The sequence below is a fragment of the Streptomyces sp. NPDC001231 genome, from assembly GCF_042896885.1.
Taxonomy (GTDB): domain Bacteria; phylum Actinomycetota; class Actinomycetes; order Streptomycetales; family Streptomycetaceae; genus Streptomyces.
Genome location: NZ_JBIAXS010000001.1, coordinates 521,452 through 540,522, shown reverse-complemented (window position 1 = coordinate 540,522; position 19,071 = coordinate 521,452). Strand labels below are relative to the sequence as shown.

Sequence of the window (19,071 nt, the reverse complement as noted above, 5' to 3'; positions counted from 1 at the left end):
GAGTAAGGGGCGGGCTTTCGCAAGAAACCTGCCCGATTTCGGGCAGGGGGTGTCGGTGAGGCCGTAGGGGCGAGGTGGCGGTGGTGCCCGGAGCGGTTCTCACATGCGTCTGAGGACCGCCTGCTTGGCCAGGGTGAACTCCTCGTCCGTGAGCACTCCCGTGCGGTGCAGTTCGCCCAGCTCGCGCAGCCGCCTCAGCAGGGCGTCGTGGTCCTCCTCGGCCCCGTCCGCGCCCCGGCCGGGGGCCGCGGCCTCCACCGCGGCGGGCCCGCCGTCCACGGCCCCGTCCACGGCCGCGTCCAACGGCGCGGACGGATGCGGCAGCCGGGCCTGCACGGCCGCCGCGACCAGCGCCATCAGCGGGTCCTTCTTGAAACCCCACAGCTCCACGGCGTTCGGGTCGTGCTTGGGCGGGACGCCGGCGGGCGCGCCCCGCACGGTGAGGCGCAGGAAGCCGTTCTCCAGCCCGGCGGCGGGCAGCCACTCCACCGCGGTGATGTCGGCGAGCGCTATCGTGCGGGCCCCGCCCGCGGCCTTGGTGTCCTCCGTCTTCCAGTTCCACACCAGACGCACCCGCTCGCCGTCGAAGCTCGCCGTGCCGTCCCCGGCCGACGCCGAGAGCGGCAGCGCGGGACCGGGCAGCAGGTACTCCGTCACCGGGTCCGAGGGCACCTGCTCCAGCCGCAGGGCGTCACGGACCACGTCCACGAAGTATTCGGCGACCCCGTAGCGCTCGGACTCGACCAGCAGCTGATAGGGGTCGTGCGGCTCGGTCAGCCGGCCCGCCGTCGCGTGCAGCAGCGGATCGGCGCCGTCGCGCAACCGCAGCCTGAGCCGCCCGGCCCGCTTGCCCTGCTCGAACGAAACGCCCGCCAGAGCGGCGAGCGGTACGCGGATCTCACCCAGGGTCCGGCGCAGCAGACCGACGTTCTTGTCCCGTCCCGGGGTCAGTCTCAGGGCGTCGCCGTCCAGGACCCACGTGCCGTCGCTCTGGATGATTTCCGTCATGGGGAGATTGTTTCACCCCATCTGCGAGAGAGTGGTCTATACCGTCGGGGCTCATGGAGTCCCCGAGCCGAACGAAGGGAGCGCATGTGAGACGGCACCACAGCACGACTCCCCGCAGAATCCGGATGCCCAGGACGAGCCGGGCCCTGGGCGCGCTGCTGCTCGTGGCGGCCGCCGGAGCCTTCACCGTGGGCGCCGCGCCCGCCGGGAAGGCGGCGCCCGCAGCGGCCGCGACGCCGCTGGGCCAGGTGGTCCCGGCCCCCGCCTCCGTCCAGGCGGGCGGATCCCCGTACCGCATCACGGCGGGCACCCACATCCGCGTCGACGGCTCCCGCGGGGCGCGCCAGGTGGGCCAGTACCTCGCGGACGTCCTGCGGCCCTCCACCGGCTACCGCCTGCCGCTGACCACACAGGGCCAGGGTGGCATTCGGCTGCGGCTGGCCAAGGGTGCGTACGGCGCCGAGGGCTACCGGCTGGACAGCGCGGCGAGCGGGGTGACGATCACCGCCGGGGAGCCGGCCGGCCTCTTCCACGGTGTGCAGACCCTGCGGCAGCTGCTGCCCCCGGCCGTCGAGAGGAAATCCGTGCAGCCGGGCCCGTGGCTGGTCGCCGGTGGCACCATCAAGGACAGCCCGCGCTACGCCTACCGGGGCGCCATGCTCGACGTCTCCCGGCACTTCTTCACCGTCACGCAGGTCAAGCGCTACATCGACGAACTCGCCCTCTACAAGATCAACAAGCTGCATCTGCACCTGAGCGACGACCAGGGCTGGCGCATCGCCGTCGACTCCTGGCCGCGCCTGGCGACCCACGGCGGTTCCACGCAGGTCGGCGGCGGCGAGGGCGGCCACTACACCAAGGCCGACTACAAGGAGATCGTCCGCTACGCCGCCTCCCGCCATCTGGAGGTCGTGCCCGAGATCGACATGCCCGGCCACACCAACGCGGCCCTCTCCTCCTACGCGGAGCTGAACTGCGACGGCGTGGCACCGCCGCTGTACACCGGCACCAACGTCGGGTTCAGCTCGCTGTGCGTGTCCAAGGACGTCACGTACGACTTCGTGGACGACGTCATCCGCGAGCTGGCCGCCCTCACCCCCGGCCGCTACCTGCACATCGGCGGCGACGAGGCGCACTCCACGAGCCACGACGACTACGTGAAGTTCATGAACCGGGTGCAGCCGATCGTCGCCAAGTACGGCAAGACGGTGATCGGCTGGCACCAGCTGACCGGCACCACCCCGGCCAAGGGCGCGCTCGCCCAGTACTGGGGCCTGGACTCCACCAGCGCCGCGGAGAAGGCCCAGGTCGCCCAGGCCGCGCAGAACGGCACCGGGCTGATCCTGTCCCCGGCCGACCGGGTGTACCTCGACATGAAGTACACCAAGGACACCCCGCTCGGACTGGCCTGGGCCGGCTACGTCGAGGTGCAGCGGTCCTACGACTGGGACCCGGGCAGCTACCTGCCGGGCGCGCCCGCCTCAGCGGTGCGCGGTGTCGAGGCCCCGCTGTGGTCGGAGACCTTGTCCACCTCCGCGCACATCGACGCCATGGCCTTCCCCCGGCTGCCCGGCGTCGCCGAACTCGGCTGGTCGCCCGCGGCCACGCACGACTGGAACACCTACAGGACGCGCCTGGCGGCCCAGGCGCCGCGCTGGGACGCGCTCGGGATCGGGTACTACCGCTCCCCGCAGGTGCCCTGGCCCGCGCGGTAGGAACAGCAGGAGGAACGAACGACGACGGGCACCCCGGAGGACCGTACTCCGGGGTGCCCGTCCGTCCGCGCCGGGACTCACCGCCCCGCGAGGGGGTTCCGCAGGGTCCCGACCAGCTGGAGCGCCCCGGAGGGGTCCGCGAGGTCCACCATCTGCCGGTTGTCGCGCAGTTGGAGCCGGTTGAGGCAGGACAGCGCGAACTCGGGGGCGAACAGGTCGTACTGCCGGAACTTCCAGGCGAGTTCGGGCACCGACTCCTGGTACTCGCGGACCGCCTCGGCGACCGTCCGCCAGAAGCCGTCCTCCTCCAGGATCCCCTCGGTGGCGAGGCCCGCGGCCAGGAAGCGGAAGAAGCAGTCGAAGACGTCCGTGAAGAGGGACAGCAGCTTCTGGTCGTCCGGGACCTCCACCCGGATCCGCCGCACCTGGGGCGGCAGCGCGGCGTCCGGGTCCAGCACCGCGATCTCCTCGGCGATGTCCTTGAAGACCGCCCGCCGCACCTCACCGTCCTCCAGCACCAGGATCACGTTCTCGCCGTGCGGCATGAACACCAGGTCGTAGGCGTAGAAGCTGTGCAGCAGAGGAGTCAGGTAGGCGCGCAGACAACCGCGCAGCCACTGCGTCGGGGACAGTCCGGAGCGCTCGATCAGCGCACCCGCGAAGGAAGTGCCCTCATGGTCCACGTGCAGCAGCGAGGCCATGGTGGCCAGGGACTCGCCGTCGCGCAGCGAGGGCACCGGGCTCTCGCGCCACAGCGCGGCCAGCATCTTCCGGTACGGCGAGTAGCCGTCCGTCGCCTCCTCGTACTCCAGGTGCCGGTAGCCGACGGCCGCCCGCTCGCGGATGATCGTCAGGCCGGTCGACTTCAGCACCGGGTCGTCGGCGATGAGCTGGGCCAGCCAGTCGTTGATGGCCGGGGTGGCCTCCATGTAGGCGGCCGACAGTCCGCGCATGAAGCCCATGTTGAGCACGGACAGCGCGGTCTTGACGTAGTGCCGGTGCGGGTTCGTGCGGTTGAAGAAGGTCCGGATGGACTGCTGGGCCAGGTACTCGTCGTCGCCCTCGCCCAGGCAGACCAGGTGCCGGCGGGCGATCTCGGCGGCGAAGGTGACGGTGAGCTTGTTCCACCACTGCCAGGGGTGGACGGGGATGAGCAGGTAGTCGGCGGGGGCGAGGCCCTGGCCGGTGAGGCGGGCGTGGAAGCGCTCGACGGTCTCCGCGCCCAGCTCCTTGCGCAGGAAGGCCTCGTACTCGATGCCGACGCCCGCCGTGAAAGCCGCCCGTGAGCGGTGCGCGGCCAGCCACACCAGCCGGACGGGACTCGCGGTCTCGGGGGCGTACGACAGGTACTCGTGGCCCCCGAAGCCGAGCCGCCCGTTGTTGGCGACGAAGCAGGGGTGGCCCTCGGTCATGCCGCTCTCGATGTCCTGGAAGGAGCCCTTCGCCAGCTCGGCCGAGGTGACCCGCGGCTTGGCGAGCTTGTAGCAGGTGCTCGCCAGGGTGGAGGAGATCTCCTCCAGGTAGACCGGGAGGATCTCGTCGCTCAGCCCCAGCGACGCCTTGAACTCGATGAAGAAGTCCAGTGCGGCAAGCGGCAGTTCGGCGCCGTCGCGGTGGCGGGTGATCGAGTCCGGGTCCACCTGCCAGTGGTCGAGGGCGTGGCGGACGGCGGTGAAGCGGTAGCGGGTGAGACCGTCGTCGGTGTGGACGGCCCAGTGGTCTCCGTCAGGCCGGGGAGCGAGCAGCCGCTCGTGCGTGAACTCGGCGAGAGCCTTGCGTATGAGCAGGCGGTTGGCGGTCTCCCAGCGCTCCGGTGAGAGGTGGGACACGGCGTCGGCGAGGGTCATGCCGTCACCCCCGTCGCCGCGGTGAACTGCTCCCGGGTGCAGAAGCTCAGCAACGCCGTCTTCTCGGGTTTGTCGATCTCGCGCTCCGGCACGAACCCGACGGCCGTGTTCAGTGTCTGCACGGCCTTGTTGCGCACGTCGGGCTCCACCACGACCCGGCGCGTCCCCGGATCCTCGAACAGGTGCCGCAGCACGGCGGTGAGCACGGCCCGGGTGAATCCGTGCACCGGAGTGTCGGTCGGCGCGACCAGGAAGTGCATGCCGACGTCGCCCGGTTCCGGCTCGTACAGCCCCACCAGCTCGCGGTGGGCCGGGTCGTACCTCTCCATCAGGAAGGCGGGCTCGCCGTCGTGCAGGCCGAGGAAGGCGTCGTGGTGGCGGTCGGCGGCGATCTCCATGTAGGCGCGCTCGACGTCCGTGAGCTTCGCGTCCTGCATCATCCAGAACGCCGCCTTGGGATGGGTGACCCAGCCGTGCAGCAGCTCGGCGTCCTTCAGGGGGTCGAGCGGACGGATCGTGAAGGTCATACGGCGAACTCCTGGAAAGCGATGGTCTTCTCGACCGGGTAGTGCTCGGTGCCGAGCAGCTCGCGGATGATGCAGCTGTTGCGGTACGCGCCCATGCCCAGGTCGGGGCTGGTGACGCTGTGGGTGTGCACGCCGGCGTTCTGGAGGAAGACGCCGCGGCCGGTGACGTCGATGGCGTAGTTGCGGCCGATGTCGTGGTTGCCGTGGGAGTCGTAGCGCAGCCGGCCCCGGATCGGCTTCAGGAACTCCGGTTCGGCGTACCGGTAGCCGGTGGCCAGGACCAGGCCCTCGGAGCGCAGCTCGAAGTCCTTCCCCTGCTCCTCCTGGCGGAAGGTGAGGGTGTACGCGCCGTCGTGGTGGGTCGCGCCGGTGAGCGCGGAGTTGGTGAGCAGGCGGGTGGGGACCGGGCCGCCGAGGTTCTTCTGGTAGAGCAGGTCGAAGATGTCGTCGATCAGGGTGCCGTCGATGCCCTTGAACAGGCCCTTGTGCTGATCGGTGAGGCGGTAGCGGGTCTCCTCCGGCAGCGCGTGGTAGTAGTCGATGTACTCCGGGGAGGTCATCTCCAGCGTGAGCTTGGTGTACTCCAGCGGGAAGAAGCGCGGGGAGCGGGTGACCCAGTTCAGCCGGTAGCCGTGGACGTCGATCTCGCCGAGCAGGTCGTAGTAGATCTCGGCGGCGGACTGGCCGCTGCCCACCAGCGTGATCGACTCCTTGCGCTGGAGTGCCGCCTTGTGCTCCAGATAGCGGGAGTTGTGCAGGTGGTCGCCGGGCAGGTCGCGGCAGGCCTCGGGGAGGTACGGGGGCGTGCCCGTGCCGAGCACCAGCCGGCGGGCGCGGTACGCGGCTCCGGTGTGCGTCCGCACGGTGTACAGCTCGTCGCCCTCGTCGTACGTCACCTCGGTGACCGTCGTGCCGAAGCGGACGCTGCTCAGCCGGGACGCCGCCCAGCGGCAGTAGTCGTCGTACTCGACGCGCAGCGGGTAGAAGTTCTCCCGGATGTAGAACGAGTACAGGCGGCCCTTCTCCTTCAGGTAGTTGAGGAAGGAGAACGGGGAGGTCGGGTCGGCCAGGGTGACCAGATCCGACATGAACGGGGTCTGGAGGTGGGCGCCGTCGAGGAACATTCCCGAGTGCCACTCGAAGTCCGGCTTGGACTCCAGGAAGACGCCGTTCAGTTCGGCGATCGGCTCGGTGAGGCAGGCCAGGCCGAGGTTGAAGGGGCCCAGGCCGATGCCCGCGAAGTCGTAGGCGGTCTGGGGCTGTTCCGGGGCCTCGGGGGCTTCGGTCGCTTCAGGACGCGCGGTCAAGGGACTCTCCCAGGCACTGCTCGGCGTGGCCGGCGATCAGGTCGAGGACGGCGGTGAGGTCGTCGGTGGTGGTCTCGGGGTTGAGCAGGGTGAACTTCAGGTAGTGGCGGCCGGCGACCTTGGTGCCCGCGACGGCCGCGGCGCCGGAGGCGAACAGGGCCTTGCGGGCGTGGAGGTTGGCGCGGTCGATCTCGGTCGGGTCGGTGGCGGCCGCCGGGACGTAGCGGAAGACCAGGGTGGACAGCGCCGGCTCCACGACGACGTCGAAGCGCGGGTCGGAGGCAAGCAGTTTCCAGCCCGCGGCGGCCAGGTCGCACACCTCGTCGAAGAGCTGCCCGACGCCGTCGGCGCCCATCACGCGCAGGGTCATCCACAGTTTGAGGGCGTCGAAGCGGCGGGTGGTCTGGAGGGACTTGTCGACCTGGTTGGGGATGCGCTCGGTCACCGCGCGACGCGGGTTGAGGTAGTCCGCGTGATAGGTGGCGTGCCGCAGGACCGAGGCGTCCCGGACCAGCACGGCGGAGGAACTCACCGGCTGGAAGAAGGACTTGTGGTAGTCGACGGTGACCGAGTCGGCGCGTTCGATGCCGGCGAGCAGGTCGCGCCGGGTGGGGGAGACCAGCAGGCCGCAGCCGTAGGCCGCGTCGACGTGCAGCCAGGTGCCGAACCGCTCGCACAGTTCCGCGATCCCGGGCAGCGGGTCGACGGAGCCGAAGTCGGTGGTGCCGGCGGTGGCGACCACGGCTATCGGGACCAGTCCGTCGCGGCGGCAGCGCTCCAGCTCGTGGGCGAGCGCGAGGGTCTGCATGCGCTGGTCGTGGTCGACCGGGACACAGACCACCGACTCGGGGCCCAGTCCGAGTAGCCGGGCTGACTTCCGCACGCTGAAGTGGCTTGCCTCGGAGGTGAGGATCCGCAGCTTGGAGAGGGCGTCGCTCTTGGCCTCCTCACGGGCCAGCAGCAGCGCCTGGAGGTTGGACTGGGTTCCGCCGGAGGTGAACACGCCGTCGGCGTCGGGGCCGAGGCCGATGCGGGCGGCCGTCCAGTCGATGAGCTTGCGCTCGATCAGGGTGCCGCCCGCCGACTGGTCCCAGGTGTCGAGGGAGGAGTTGACGGCGGACAGGATGGCCTCGCCGAGCACCGCCGGGATGACGACCGGGCAGTTGAGGTGGGCGAGGTAGCGGGGGTGGTGGAAGTAGACGGCGTCCTGGAGGTAGACCTCCTCCAGCTCGTCCAGGGCCGCCGTGGTGTCGTTCAGCGGCCGGTCGAGGTCGATCCGCTCGATGCGGGGGGCGAGGGAGTCGGCGGTCACGCCCGTGAACGGCCGGTCGGTGGTGGCCAGTCGGGCGGCCACCCGCTCCACTCCTTCTTTCACGGACCGGCGGTAGTGCTCCGCGGTCAGGTCATTGAGCAGGTGTGAGCGCATGTGGGGGGCCCTCCGGTGGGTGGGGACGGTCCGAGCGGGACGGGAAAGCGGCGCCGTTCGCACGCAACTTAGGTTAGCCTAACCTAAGTTGATCTAGGTCAAGCGCTGCCCCGCCGTGACCGGTGTCACTCCTGCGCGCGCAACTGCTCCTCGCTCAGGCCGTGCCGCCAGTAGCCCACGAAGGTGACGCGGCGCCGGTCGGTCCCGCGCTCGCCGACGAAGTGCCGGCGCAGCGCCCGGACGCACCCGGACTCACCCGCGAGCCAGACGTAGGGCCGCGCGCCGGCCGGGAACCGGATGCCGCGCAGGGCGTCGAGCGCCATCGGGGGCCCCTCCGGGCGGCCCGGCTCGCGCACCAGCCAGGTGACCTCGGCGTCGGCTTCGGTCACCACGTCCTGGATGTCGCCCGTGTGCCCCACCTCCAGCCAGGCGCGCACCCGCGTGCCGGCCGGCAGGGACTCCAGGGTCGCGGTCGCCGCGGGAACGGCGGTCTCGTCGCCCCACATCACCACCAGATCGGTGTCCTCGGGCGGGCGGAAGCGGATCGCCCGGTTGTCCGCGACCGCCGGACCGAGCAGCAGGACGCGGTCGCCCGGCGTGGCGCGGGCGGCCCAGCGGGAGGCGGGACCGGCGGGCACCGCGGCACCGGGCTCCATGCCGTGCAGGGCGAAGTCGATGTCGATCTCGTCGGGCTCGTCGGGTCCCCGGCGCAGGGACCGCAGGGTGTAGGAGCGCATCACCGCCCGTACGTCGTCGGGGAGTTCGCGCCAGCCCTGCCACCACCCCTCCCCGAGTTCGAGCGGCACCACCGGCTCGGACTGGCCCGGGTGCGGCAGGAACAGGGAGAGGGACTGGTCGCGTCCGTCGGAGTGGAAGGCGTGCAGGTCGGGCCCGGCGAAGGTGACCCGGACGAGAGACGGGCCGAGCCGCCTCGTCCGTACGACCTGGAGGGAGAAGAAACGGAACGGGGCGGCCACGGCCGTCGTCATGGGTGCTCCTGAGTCATCGTCAGGGTGCTTGTGTGTGGGGGGTGGTGCGTGCGCGGGGGCGCGGGTCGGGTCAGGCGACCTTCTTCGCCGTCTCGATGGCCTTCGCGAGGTCCTCGAGCAGCGGGGCGCACTTGTCGTACGACAGGATCGGCTCGGGATTGCGGGCGATGACCTGCTTCGCCCTGACCGCGGGGAGCTTCTTCCAGGTGCCCTGGGTGATGTCGGCGGGCTGGATCGCCGAGGTGCGGTTGTCCATCATGATGATGTCCGCCGCGTACTTGTTGGCGTTCTCCCAGCTCAGGGACTCGTACCAGCCGCCGCCCTGCTTCTTGGCACTCTCCGGGGGCTCGACGAAGTTCACGCCGAGGGCCTTGAAGTACTCCAGGTCGATGGAGAGGTTGGTGCCGGAGACGTAGAAGAGGTCCTGGCTCGCGGAGCCCGCCAGCACCTTGATGTCCGGCTTCGACCGCGCGGCGGCGCGCAGCCGGACGGCCGCGTCCTCGAACCGCTTCCTGGCCTGCTTCACCTTGTCGCCGGTGACGTCCGCGCCGAGCGACTCGGCCAGCGCGAGCATGCGCTCCAGCGGCTCCGTCAGCTGCCGGTCGTAGACGGAGATCCCCACAGTGGGGGCGCCGACGGCGAGGATCTTCTTCTTCGACTCCTCCGGGACGTACCAGAGGGTGCCCGCGTCGTCGAACATGGTGGAGACGAGCAGGTCGGGGGCGAGGGACGCGTACTTCTCGATGTTGAACTGGCCCCACTCGTTGCCGAGGACCGTCACCTTGCTGACGTCCATGTCGCCGGCCTGCACATCGGCCTTGCCGTCCTTGGTCGTCGTCGGACCGAAGACGCCCTCGACCCGGACGCCGTAGTCGTGCAGCGCGGCGGCGACCCCGACGAAGGCGACGATGCGGGAGGGGGCCTTGTCGGTCTTCACGGTCTGCCCGCGGTCGTCCTTGAAGGTCCAGGGGCCGGACGCGCCGGCCGCCCCCTTGCCGCCCGAGCCGTCGCCTTTCGCGTCGCCGTCACCGCAGGCTGCGAGTACGGCACCGAGGCCGAGGGCGCCGCCCGCGGCGAGGATGCCGCGGCGGGAGAGATGAGTGGCACGGGCGTTGGGCATGGGTGTGACTGCTTTCGAACGGGGCGGAGCGCCCGCCGGACAGGTTCGAAGGTAGGTTAGCCTAACCTCAGTTCCTGTCCAGGGTGCGGGTCGCCACGTCCGTGCCGGTCAGTGGGGTGCGTTGACGCATCCGCACCGGTCGGCGGGGCGAGTTGCCGTACCCGTGCCGGTCGGCAGGGCGGGCCGCCGTGTCCGTGCCGGTCGGCGGCCCGTGCGCTGCCGCGGCGTCAGCTCGTCAGGCCCAGCTCCCTCGCGATCAGCATCCGCTGCACCTCGCTCGTGCCCTCGCCGATCTCGAGGATCTTGGAGTCGCGCCACATACGGGCCACCGGATACTCGTTCATGAAGCCGTAGCCACCGTGGACCTGCGTGGCGTCGCGGGCGTTGTCGACGGCGATCGTCGAGGAGTAGAGCTTGGCGAGCGCGGCCTCCTTCTTGAAGGGCTCGCCGGCCACCAGCCGGTAGGCGGCGTCGCGCCAGGCCAGGCGGGAGGTGTGGGCCTTCATCTCCATGTCGGCGATCTTGAACTGGATGGCCTGGTTGGAGCCGATGGGCTTGCCGAAGGCGTGCCGCTCCTTGGCGTACTTCACCGACTCGTCCACACATCCCTGGGCCAGCCCGGTCGCCAGCGCCGCGATGGCGATCCGGCCCTCGTCGAGGATCCGCAGGAACTGGGCGTAGCCGCGGCCCGGTTCGCCCAGCAGGTTCGCCGCCGGGACCCGGACGTCGGCGAAGGACAGCTCACGGGTGTCGGACGCGTTCCAGCCGACCTTCGAGTAGGCGGGCGCCACCGTGAAGCCGGGCGTGCCGGAGGGGACGATGATCGCGGAGATCTGCGGGCGCCCGTCGGGCTTGTGGCCGGTCACCGCGGTCACCGTCACCAACCCGGTGATGTCCGTGCCCGAGTTGGTGATGAAGCACTTGGTGCCGTTGATCACCCACTCGTTGGTGTCCGGGTCCAGCCGGGCCGTCGTACGCGTCGCGCCCGCGTCCGAACCGCCGTCCGGCTCGGTGAGGCCGAAGGCGCCCAGTATCTCGCCGGAGCACAGCCGCGGCAGCCACTCGCGCTTCTGCTCCTCGGTGCCGAAGAGGTGGATCGGCATGGCGCCGAGCGAGACTCCGGCCTCCAGCGTGATGGCGACCGAGGAGTCCACCCGGGCCAGCTCCTCCAGCGCGATGCCCAGCGCCAGGTAGTCGCCGCCCATGCCGCCGTACTCCTCCGGGAACGGCAGCCCGAACAGGCCCATGCGGCCCATCTCCCGGACGATCTCGTACGGGAACTCGTGCCGCTCGTAGAAGTCTCCGATCTTCGGGGCGACGACGTCGTGGGCGAACTGCTCCACCGTACGGCGGAGTTCCTCCAGCTCGGGGGAGAGACGGTGGTTCATCGTCGATCACTGCTCCTTGTGGGAGAGGGCACGGAGGGTGCGGGAAGGGCTGGGGCGGCCCAGCTGATCGGCCATCCACGCGCTGGTGGCGGTCAGGCGGCCGAGGTCGACTCCGGTCTCGATGCCGAGACCCCGCAGCATCCACACGAGGTCCTCGGTGGCGAGGTTGCCGGTGGCGGACTTGGCGTACGGGCAGCCGCCGAGGCCGCCCGCGGAGGCGTCGACGGTGGTGACGCCGTGCTGGAGGGCGGCCAGGGTGTTGGCGAGGGCCTGGCCGTAGGTGTCGTGGAAGTGCACGCCGAGCGCGGAGGTCGGCACGTGCTGCTCGTTGAGCGTGGCCAGCAGCTCCAGGACGTGGCCCGGGGTGGCGACGCCGATCGTGTCCCCGAGGCTCAGCTCGTCGCAGCCCATGTCCAGCAGCGCCCCGCACACGTGGGCGACCTGGTGGAGCGGGACGGCGCCCTCCCAGGGATCGCCGAAGCACATGGAGACGTAGCCGCGGACATGGGCGCCCTTCTCCTTCGCGCGGGCCACGACGGGTTCGAAGACCGCGAGCGACTCCTCCACCGTGCGGTTGAGGTTGGCCTTGGCGAAGGACTCGGTGGCGCTGGCGAAGACGGCGATGCGGTCCGCCCCCAGGGCGAGCGCGCGCTCCAGCCCGCGCGCATTGGGCACGAGTACCGGCAGACGCACTCCCTTCAGATCCTTGACCTGGAGGAACAGCGCCTCCGCGTCCGCCAGTTGGGGGACCCACTTCGGGTGGACGAAGCTGGTGGCCTCCACGGTGGTCAGGCCCGCGTCGGCGAGGCGGCGGATGAACTCCGCCTTGACCTCGGTCGGCACGGTCGCCTTCTCGTTCTGCAGTCCGTCGCGCGGTCCGACCTCGTGGATCCTGATCCGCGCGGGCAGGTCGGGGGCCGGGACCACCATCGGGAGGCCGGTGTCCGACGTACTCGAGCCGTTCGAGGCGCTCATGCCGTCTCCTCCTCCACGGGGGCGATGACCGCCAGGACCTGGTCCATGGCGACCGTCGTGCCCGGTGTGACGTCCAGTTCGGTGACGGTGCCTGCGTGCGGCGCGGAGATGACGTGCTCCATCTTCATCGCCTCGACCACCAGCAGGCTCTGCCCCGCGGCCACCTCGTCGCCGACCGCGACCTTCACCACCGTGACCGTGCCCGGCATGGGGGCGGTGAGCGAGTCGGCGCCGGAGTGGCCCGCGCGGCTGAGGGAGGCGGCAACCGGGTCGTGGTCGCGCACGTGCCAGGCGTCGCCGTCGCGGGCCAACCAGTCGGCGGCGCGGCGGAACGTGTGGCGGACGCCGTCGAGAGTGACGGACACCGTGTCGTCGGTGACTGTGTGGGTGCCGCGCACCTGGTGAGTGACGGGTTCGAGTCCCGTCACCCGCAGCGGGAACGCCATCGGCTTCGGCTCCCCGCCCAGTCGCCAGCCGCTCGGCACGGAGAACGGGTCGGTCCAGCCCCCGCCCTTCGGCCGCAGGTCCTCCAGCCGTACGGCCGCGGCGGCCTCGTAGACCTCCTCCGGCACCTCCGCGGGGATCAGCTCGTCCGCCACCCGCTCCACCAGCCCGGTGTCCAACTCGCCCGCCACCACGGCCGGGTGGGCCAGCAGCCGGCGCAGGAACCCGGCGTTGGTCTGCACCCCCAGCGTGACCGTCCCGGCGAGGGCCGCCCGCAGTTTCCTGAGCGCGGTGGCGCGGTCCGGGCCGTGGGCGATCACCTTGGACAGCATCGGGTCGTACAGGCTGCCGACCTCCGTGCCCTCGCTGAGCCCGGAGTCGGTACGCACGCCGTCTCCCTCCGGCTCGCGCAGCCCGAGCACCGTGCCGCCCGAGGGCAGGAACCCGCGTGCCGGGTCCTCCGCGCACAGGCGGGCCTCGATCGCGTGACCGGTCAGCCGGACGTCCTCCTGGGCGAACGCCAGCGGCTCGCCCGCCGCCACCCGCAGCTGCCACTCCACCAGGTCCAGGCCCGTGATCAGCTCGGTGACCGGGTGCTCCACCTGGAGGCGGGTGTTCATCTCCATGAAGAAGTACGACGCCGGGTCCTTGCCGGGGACGATGAACTCCACCGTGCCCGCGCCCCGGTACCCGCAGGAGCGGGCCGCCTGGACCGCGGCCTCGCCCATCGCGGCCCGGGTCTCCTCGTCGAGGAGCACGCTCGGCGCCTCCTCGACGATCTTCTGATGGCGGCGCTGGAGGGAGCACTCGCGCTCGCCGAGGTGCACCACGTTGCCGTGGCCGTCGGCCAGGACCTGGATCTCGATGTGCCGGGGGCGGTCGACCCAGCGCTCGACCAGCAGGGTGTCGTCGCCGAAGGAGGCGCGGGCCTCACGGCGGGCGGCGGCGATCTCCTCGTCGATCAGGCCGGCGTCCCGCACCAGCCGCATGCCCTTGCCGCCGCCGCCGGCGGACGGCTTCAGCAGCACCGGCATACCGATCCCGCGGGCGGCGTCGGCGAGCTGCGCATCGGTGAGCCCGGAGCCGCTGGAACCGGGGACCACCGGCACCCCGGCGGCCTTCACCGTCTCCTTGGCGCGGATCTTGTCGCCCATGAGGGAGATCGCGTCGGCCGGCGGGCCGATGAAGACCAGCCCGGCCTCCTCGCAGGCGCGCGCGAACCCGGCGTTCTCCGCCAGGAAGCCGTACCCGGGGTGGACGGCCTGCGCGCCGGTGCGGGCGGCGGCCTCCAGGATCCGCTCGACGGACAGATAGCTCTCGGCCGCGGGCGCCGGGCCGATCCGGACCGCCGTGTCGGCCTCCCGGACGTGCCGGGCGCCGGCGTCGGCGTCGGAGAAGACGGCCACCGAGCGCACGCCGAGCGCGCGCAGCGTACGGATGACCCGGACGGCGATCTCGCCCCGATTGGCCACCAGAACCGTTTCGAACATCGTCACGAGGTCCCCCCTCACATCCGGAAGACGCCGAACTGGGGGTCACCCAGCGGGGCGTTGGCGCACGCGGTCAGGGCCAGGCCCAGCACCTGACGGGTCTCCAGCGGGTCGATCACGCCGTCGTCCCAGAGGCGGGCGGTGGCGTAGTAGGCGTTGCCCTGGTGCTCGTACTGGGCGCGGATGGGCGCCTTGAACGACTCCTCGTCCCGCGCCGGCCACTCCTCGCCGCGGGCTTCGAGCTGGTCCCGCTTGACGGTGGCGAGCACGGAGGCGGCCTGCTCGCCGCCCATGACGGAGATCTTGGCGTTCGGCCACATCCACAGGAAGCGGGGGGAGTAGGCCCGGCCGCACATGGAGTAGTTGCCCGCGCCGTACGAACCGCCGACCACGACGGTCAGCTTGGGCACGCGGGTGCAGGCGACCGCGGTGACCATCTTGGCGCCGTGCTTGGCGATGCCACCCGCCTCGTAGTCCTTGCCCACCATGAAGCCCGAGATGTTCTGCAGGAACAGCAGCGGGATCCCGCGCTGGTCGCACAGCTCGATGAAGTGGGCGCCCTTCTGGGCGGACTCGGAGAACAGGATGCCGTTGTTGGCGACGATCCCGACCGGGTGGCCGTGGATCCGGGCGAAGCCGGTGACGAGGGTCTGCCCGAACTCGGCCTTGAACTCGGCGAAGCGGGAGCCGTCGACCACGCGCGCGATGATCTCGCGGACGTCGTAGGGGGTGCGGGGGTCGGCGGGCACCGCCCCGTACAGCCCGTAGGGGTCGATCTTGGGCTCGACCGCCTCGGTGACCTCCCAGGGCAGGGTGCCGCGCGCGGGGAGGGTCGCCACGATGTTCCGCACGATGCGCAGGGCGTGGGCGTCGTCCTCGGCGAGGTGGTCGGTGACGCCGGAGATCCGGGAGTGCACCTCGCCGCCGCCGAGCTCCTCGGCGGTCACGACCTCGCCGGTGGCCGCCTTCACCAGCGGCGGGCCGCCCAGGAAGATCGTGCCCTGGTTGCGGACGATCACGGCCTCGTCGCTCATCGCCGGGACGTAGGCCCCGCCGGCCGTGCAGGAACCGAGGACGGCGGCGATCTGCGGGATCCCGGCGCCCGACATCCGGGCCTGGTTGTAGAAGATCCGCCCGAAGTGCTCCCGGTCGGGGAAGACCTCGTCCTGCATGGGCAGGAAGGCGCCGCCGGAGTCGACCAGGTACAGGCAGGGCAGGCGGTTCTCCAGGGCCACCTCCTGGGCCCGCAGGTGCTTCTTCACCGTCATCGGGTAGTAGGTCCCGCCCTTGACGGTGGCGTCGTTGGCGACGATCACGCACTCGCGGCCGCCGACCCGTCCGATGCCGGCGATGACCCCGGCGGCCGGGGCCTGGCCCTCGTACATCCCGTCGGCGGCCAGCGGTGCCAGCTCCAGGAAGGGCGACCCGGCGTCGAGGAGGGTGTCCACGCGGTCGCGCGGCAGCAGCTTCCCGCGCGCGGTGTGCCGGGCGCGCGCCCTCTCGCCGCCGCCGAGCCGTGCAGCGGCGAGCTTGCCGCGCAGCTCCTCGGCGAGCGCGCGGTGTGCCTGTTCGTTGGCCCGCCAGGCCTCCGACGCGGGATCGGCCGCGCTCGTCAGCTCCGGTGCCTCGTGCATCCTTGCGGTCCCCTCACCCGGTGGTCGGTGCCCCCGGCTGTTAATGAGCGTTAACGCGTTTGCCTCCAGGTTAACGAGCGCTAACCTCCCTGTCTAGAATTACTTCCATGGCCACCCGAACCGATGCCCCCACCCGCCGCGAACAGATCCTCAAGGCAGCCGCGAGGCTCTTCGCCGAACGCGGCTTCCACGGTGTCGGCGTCGACGAGATAGGCGCCGCCGTGGGTATCAGCGGGCCGGGTCTGTACCGGCACTTCGCGGGCAAGGACGCGATGCTCGCCGAGCTGCTGGTCGGCATCAGCGGTCAGCTCCTGACGGGGGCGAAGCGGCGTCTGGCCGAGGCCGACGGGGTGGCCGGGCCGGAGGCGGTGCTCGACTCCCTCATCGAGGGGCACATCGACTTCGCGCTCGACGACCGTCCCCTCATCACCTTGCACGACCGGGAGCTGGACCGCCTGCGGGACAGTGACCGCAAGCTGGTGCGCCAGCTTCAGCGGCAGTACGTCGAGCTGTGGGTGGAGGTGGTCCGCCAGGTCCACCCGGATCTCGCCGAGCCGGCCGCGCGGTCGGCCGTGCACTCGGTGTTCGGGCTGCTGAACTCCACACCGCATCTGGGGCGGGCCGGCTCTCTGCCGGGGCGGGGGGCCACGGCGGAGTTGCTGCATCGGATGGCTCGGGGGGCGTTCGCGTCGGCACCTTCGCCTGCGACGGGCTGAGCGGTTTGTGGGTGCGGCCCGGCTTGTGATGGGGCTCTGCCCCATGCCCCGGGGGTGTGGTGTTTGGTTCGCCCCGCCCCCCCTGCCCGTCCGTCCCGGGGGGCTTCGCCCCCGGACCCCCGTGGTTGCCTGCGGGTTCGTGGCGGCTGGGCGCGCAGTTCCCCGCGCCCCTGGTGGGCGAGGGGCTTCGCCCCCGCCCGCTCCGGCTCGCCGCCTCCGTGACCTGCGTTACCCGGGCTGCTCTTTACGGCGTTGTGTACTCGCCGGTACGTTGGTGTGAGCAAGCGCTTAGACAGTCCGTGTGTGGAGGTGGCGGCGTGCGCCGTACGGTGTTCAGTGAGGATCACGAGGCGTTCCGGGAGACCCTCCGCGCCTTCATCGAGGCCGAGGTCGTACCGGTCTACGACGAGTGGTGCGCCGCCGGCCAGGTCCCGCGCGAGTTCTACCACCGGCTCGCCGAGCTCGGCCTGTTCGGCATCAACGTCCCCGAGGAGTACGGCGGCGCCGGACTCCAGACGCACCGGTTCGAGGCCGTCCAGTACGAGGAGACCGCCCGCGCGGGCGTCACCTTCGGCGGCTCCGGCGTCCACGTCCTGCTCGCGCTGCCCTACCTCAAGATGCTCGCCACCGACGAGCAGAAGAAGCGCTACCTGCCCAAGTTCGTCTCCGGCGAGGAGATGTGGGCCATCGCGATGACCGAGCCCGGCACCGGCTCCGACCTCGCGGGCATGAAGACCACCGCCCGGCTGAGCGAGGACGGCACGCACTACGTCCTCAACGGCGCCAAGACCTTCATCACCGGCGGCGTCCACGCCGACAAGGTCATCGTCTGCGCCCGCACCGCCGCCCCGACGGCCGAGGACCGCCGCCACGGCATCTCCCTGTTCGCCGTGGACACCCGGTCCGAGGGCTACTCGGTGGGCCGCAAGCTCGACAAGCTGGGCCTGAAGGCCTCCGACACCGCCGAGCTGGCGTTCGTCGACGTCAAGGTGCCGGTCGAGGACCTGCTCGGCGAGGAGAACAAGGGCTTCTCCTACCTCGGCGCCAACCTGCCCTCCGAGCGGTGGGGCATCGCCTTCGGCGCCTACGCGCAGGCCGGCGCCGCCGTCCGGTTCGCCAAGCAGTACGTGCAGGAGCGCACCGTCTTCGGCAAGCCGGTCGCCCACTTCCAGAACACCAAGTTCGAGCTGGCCGCCTGCCAGGCCGAGGTGGACGCGGCGCAGGCCGTCGCCGACCGCGCGCTGGACGCCCTCGACGCCGGCGAACTCACCCCCGCCGAGGCCGCCTCCGCCAAGCTGTTCTGCACCGAGGTCGCCCACCGCGTCATCGACCGCTGCCTCCAACTGCACGGCGGCTACGGCTACATGAACGAGTACCCGATCGCCCGCCTGTACGCGGACAACCGCGTCAACCGCATCTACGGCGGCACCAGCGAGATCATGAAGTCGATCATCGCCAAGGACATGGGCCTGTAAGGGCAGGACGGCGCATGAACCCAGCACTTCGGTCCCTGCTCGATCTGCTCGACCTGGAGCGGATCGAGCGGGACATCTTCCGCGGCCGGTCCCGCTACGCGGTCGTCCCGCGCGTCTTCGGCGGGCAGGTCGCGGCGCAGGCGCTGGTCGCCGCCGGGCGTACGGTCCCCGGGGACCGGCACGCGCACTCGCTGCACGCGTACTTCCTGCGCCCCGGCGACCCGGGGGCGCCCATCGTCTACACCGTGGACCGCATCCGCGACGGCCGCTCCTTCACCACCCGCCGGGTCGTCGCGGTCCAGCACGGGCAGCCCGTCTTCCACCTGTCGGCGTCCTTCCAGGCGTACGAGGAGGGGCTGGAGCACCAGGCGCCCATGCCGCCCGCCCCGGACCCGGAGACCCTGCCCACCTCGCAGGAGCGGATGCGCGGCTACGACCACCTCCCGCGCCAGGTCGTGGAGCGGTTCCTGGAGGCCCGCGAGGCCGTCGACCTGCGCTATGTCGAGGAGCCGCCGTACGGCAGGTTCGGCGAGCCGCGCGAGCCGCACTCCCAGGTGTGGTTCCGCGCCGACGGCAAGCTCGACGGCGACATCGACGAACCGCTCCTGCACGTCGTCCTCGCCACCTACGTCTCCGACATGACGCTGCTGGACTCCGTGCTGCTCGCGCACGGCCGCGGCGGCTGGGCGGTCGGTGACGTGGTGGGGGCCTCGCTGGACCACGCGATGTGGTTCCACCGGCCGTTCCGGGCCGACGAGTGGCTGCTGTACGACCAGGAGTCCCCCTCCGCGCACGGCGGGCGCGGCCTCGGCCAGGCCCGCATCTACACCCAGGACGGCCGGCTGGCGATCTCGGTGGTCCAGGAGGGCGTGGTCCGCGTGCCCCGCTCCGAAGGACCTGCCGCCGGCTCCTAGTGCCCCGACAGGCAACGTCTGCCCCGTCGCGACGCCCGGCACGCCCTCTCGCCGCACCGGCCGAAAGCCCAAGTACGTCCAGTACGAGGACTTCCG

15 protein-coding genes are annotated in these 19,071 nt (G+C 71.3%); 4 read left to right on the top strand and 11 right to left on the bottom strand.

Translation table 11 applies throughout. The annotated features are described in order from the left end of the window. Positions 1-99: 99 nt before the first annotated feature. The gene (locus ACFY3J_RS02350; protein ID WP_384179233.1) at positions 100-1,008 is read right to left on the bottom strand and encodes a DUF4429 domain-containing protein; all 909 of its coding nucleotides are present in this window, start codon (positions 1,006-1,008) and stop codon (positions 100-102) included. A 125-nt stretch (positions 1,009-1,133) separates the two neighbouring features. Here ACFY3J_RS02350 and ACFY3J_RS02345 point away from each other — a divergent pair, with 125 nt between their 5' ends. Further along, positions 1,134-2,723, top strand: coding sequence for a beta-N-acetylhexosaminidase (locus tag ACFY3J_RS02345; protein ID WP_390839922.1), 1,590 nt, complete (start codon positions 1,134-1,136; stop codon positions 2,721-2,723). A gap of 77 nt (positions 2,724-2,800) precedes the next feature. Here ACFY3J_RS02345 and ACFY3J_RS02340 read toward each other — a convergent pair whose 3' ends face one another. The 10 genes from ACFY3J_RS02340 to ACFY3J_RS02295 all read right to left on the bottom strand — a co-directional run bounded on the left by ACFY3J_RS02340 (position 2,801) and on the right by ACFY3J_RS02295 (position 15,870). Further along, the gene (locus tag ACFY3J_RS02340; RefSeq protein WP_390839920.1) at positions 2,801-4,570 is read right to left on the bottom strand and encodes an IucA/IucC family protein; all 1,770 of its coding nucleotides are present in this window, start codon (positions 4,568-4,570) and stop codon (positions 2,801-2,803) included. Next, complete coding sequence (locus tag ACFY3J_RS02335) at positions 4,567-5,097, bottom strand: GNAT family N-acetyltransferase (RefSeq protein ID WP_390839919.1); 531 nt, start codon at positions 5,095-5,097, stop codon at positions 4,567-4,569. Before ACFY3J_RS02335 ends, ACFY3J_RS02340 begins: the two co-directional genes overlap by 4 nt. After that, entirely contained in the window at positions 5,094-6,404 is a 1,311-nt protein-coding gene (locus tag ACFY3J_RS02330; RefSeq protein ID WP_384179225.1) for a lysine N(6)-hydroxylase/L-ornithine N(5)-oxygenase family protein, read from the bottom strand. Before ACFY3J_RS02330 ends, ACFY3J_RS02335 begins: the two co-directional genes overlap by 4 nt. After that, on the bottom strand, positions 6,388-7,830 hold the full coding sequence (locus ACFY3J_RS02325; RefSeq protein ID WP_390839917.1) for a pyridoxal phosphate-dependent decarboxylase family protein: 1,443 nt from the start codon (positions 7,828-7,830) through the stop codon (positions 6,388-6,390). Before ACFY3J_RS02325 ends, ACFY3J_RS02330 begins: the two co-directional genes overlap by 17 nt. A gap of 125 nt (positions 7,831-7,955) precedes the next feature. Then, entirely contained in the window at positions 7,956-8,819 is an 864-nt protein-coding gene (locus ACFY3J_RS02320; RefSeq protein WP_390839915.1) for a siderophore-interacting protein, read from the bottom strand. Between the two features lie 70 nt (positions 8,820-8,889). After that, complete coding sequence (locus ACFY3J_RS02315) at positions 8,890-9,939, bottom strand: ABC transporter substrate-binding protein (RefSeq protein WP_384179218.1); 1,050 nt, start codon at positions 9,937-9,939, stop codon at positions 8,890-8,892. 227 nt (positions 9,940-10,166) lie between these two features. After that, a complete protein-coding gene (locus ACFY3J_RS02310; RefSeq protein ID WP_384179216.1) occupies positions 10,167-11,327 on the bottom strand; it encodes an acyl-CoA dehydrogenase family protein in 1,161 nt (386 codons plus the stop codon). Between the two features lie 6 nt (positions 11,328-11,333). After that, the gene (locus tag ACFY3J_RS02305; RefSeq protein ID WP_384179214.1) at positions 11,334-12,302 is read right to left on the bottom strand and encodes a hydroxymethylglutaryl-CoA lyase; all 969 of its coding nucleotides are present in this window, start codon (positions 12,300-12,302) and stop codon (positions 11,334-11,336) included. Continuing rightward, positions 12,299-14,236 (bottom strand): acetyl/propionyl/methylcrotonyl-CoA carboxylase subunit alpha, encoded by a 1,938-nt coding sequence (locus ACFY3J_RS02300; protein ID WP_384179625.1) that lies wholly within the window; start codon positions 14,234-14,236, stop codon positions 12,299-12,301. The genes ACFY3J_RS02305 and ACFY3J_RS02300 overlap by 4 nt, the downstream gene beginning before the upstream one ends. A gap of 17 nt (positions 14,237-14,253) precedes the next feature. Continuing rightward, positions 14,254-15,870, bottom strand: coding sequence for a carboxyl transferase domain-containing protein (locus ACFY3J_RS02295; protein WP_384179212.1), 1,617 nt, complete (start codon positions 15,868-15,870; stop codon positions 14,254-14,256). A gap of 107 nt (positions 15,871-15,977) precedes the next feature. Between ACFY3J_RS02295 and ACFY3J_RS02290 the strand changes: the two genes are divergently transcribed. From ACFY3J_RS02290 to ACFY3J_RS02280, 3 genes are all read left to right on the top strand, one after another. Beyond that, the gene (locus ACFY3J_RS02290; protein ID WP_390839912.1) at positions 15,978-16,586 is read left to right on the top strand and encodes a TetR/AcrR family transcriptional regulator; all 609 of its coding nucleotides are present in this window, start codon (positions 15,978-15,980) and stop codon (positions 16,584-16,586) included. 317 nt (positions 16,587-16,903) lie between these two features. Continuing rightward, complete coding sequence (locus ACFY3J_RS02285) at positions 16,904-18,061, top strand: acyl-CoA dehydrogenase family protein (protein WP_141360667.1); 1,158 nt, start codon at positions 16,904-16,906, stop codon at positions 18,059-18,061. A gap of 14 nt (positions 18,062-18,075) precedes the next feature. Then, positions 18,076-18,975, top strand: coding sequence for an acyl-CoA thioesterase (locus ACFY3J_RS02280; RefSeq protein ID WP_390839910.1), 900 nt, complete (start codon positions 18,076-18,078; stop codon positions 18,973-18,975). The last annotated feature ends 96 nt before the right edge of the window (positions 18,976-19,071 follow it).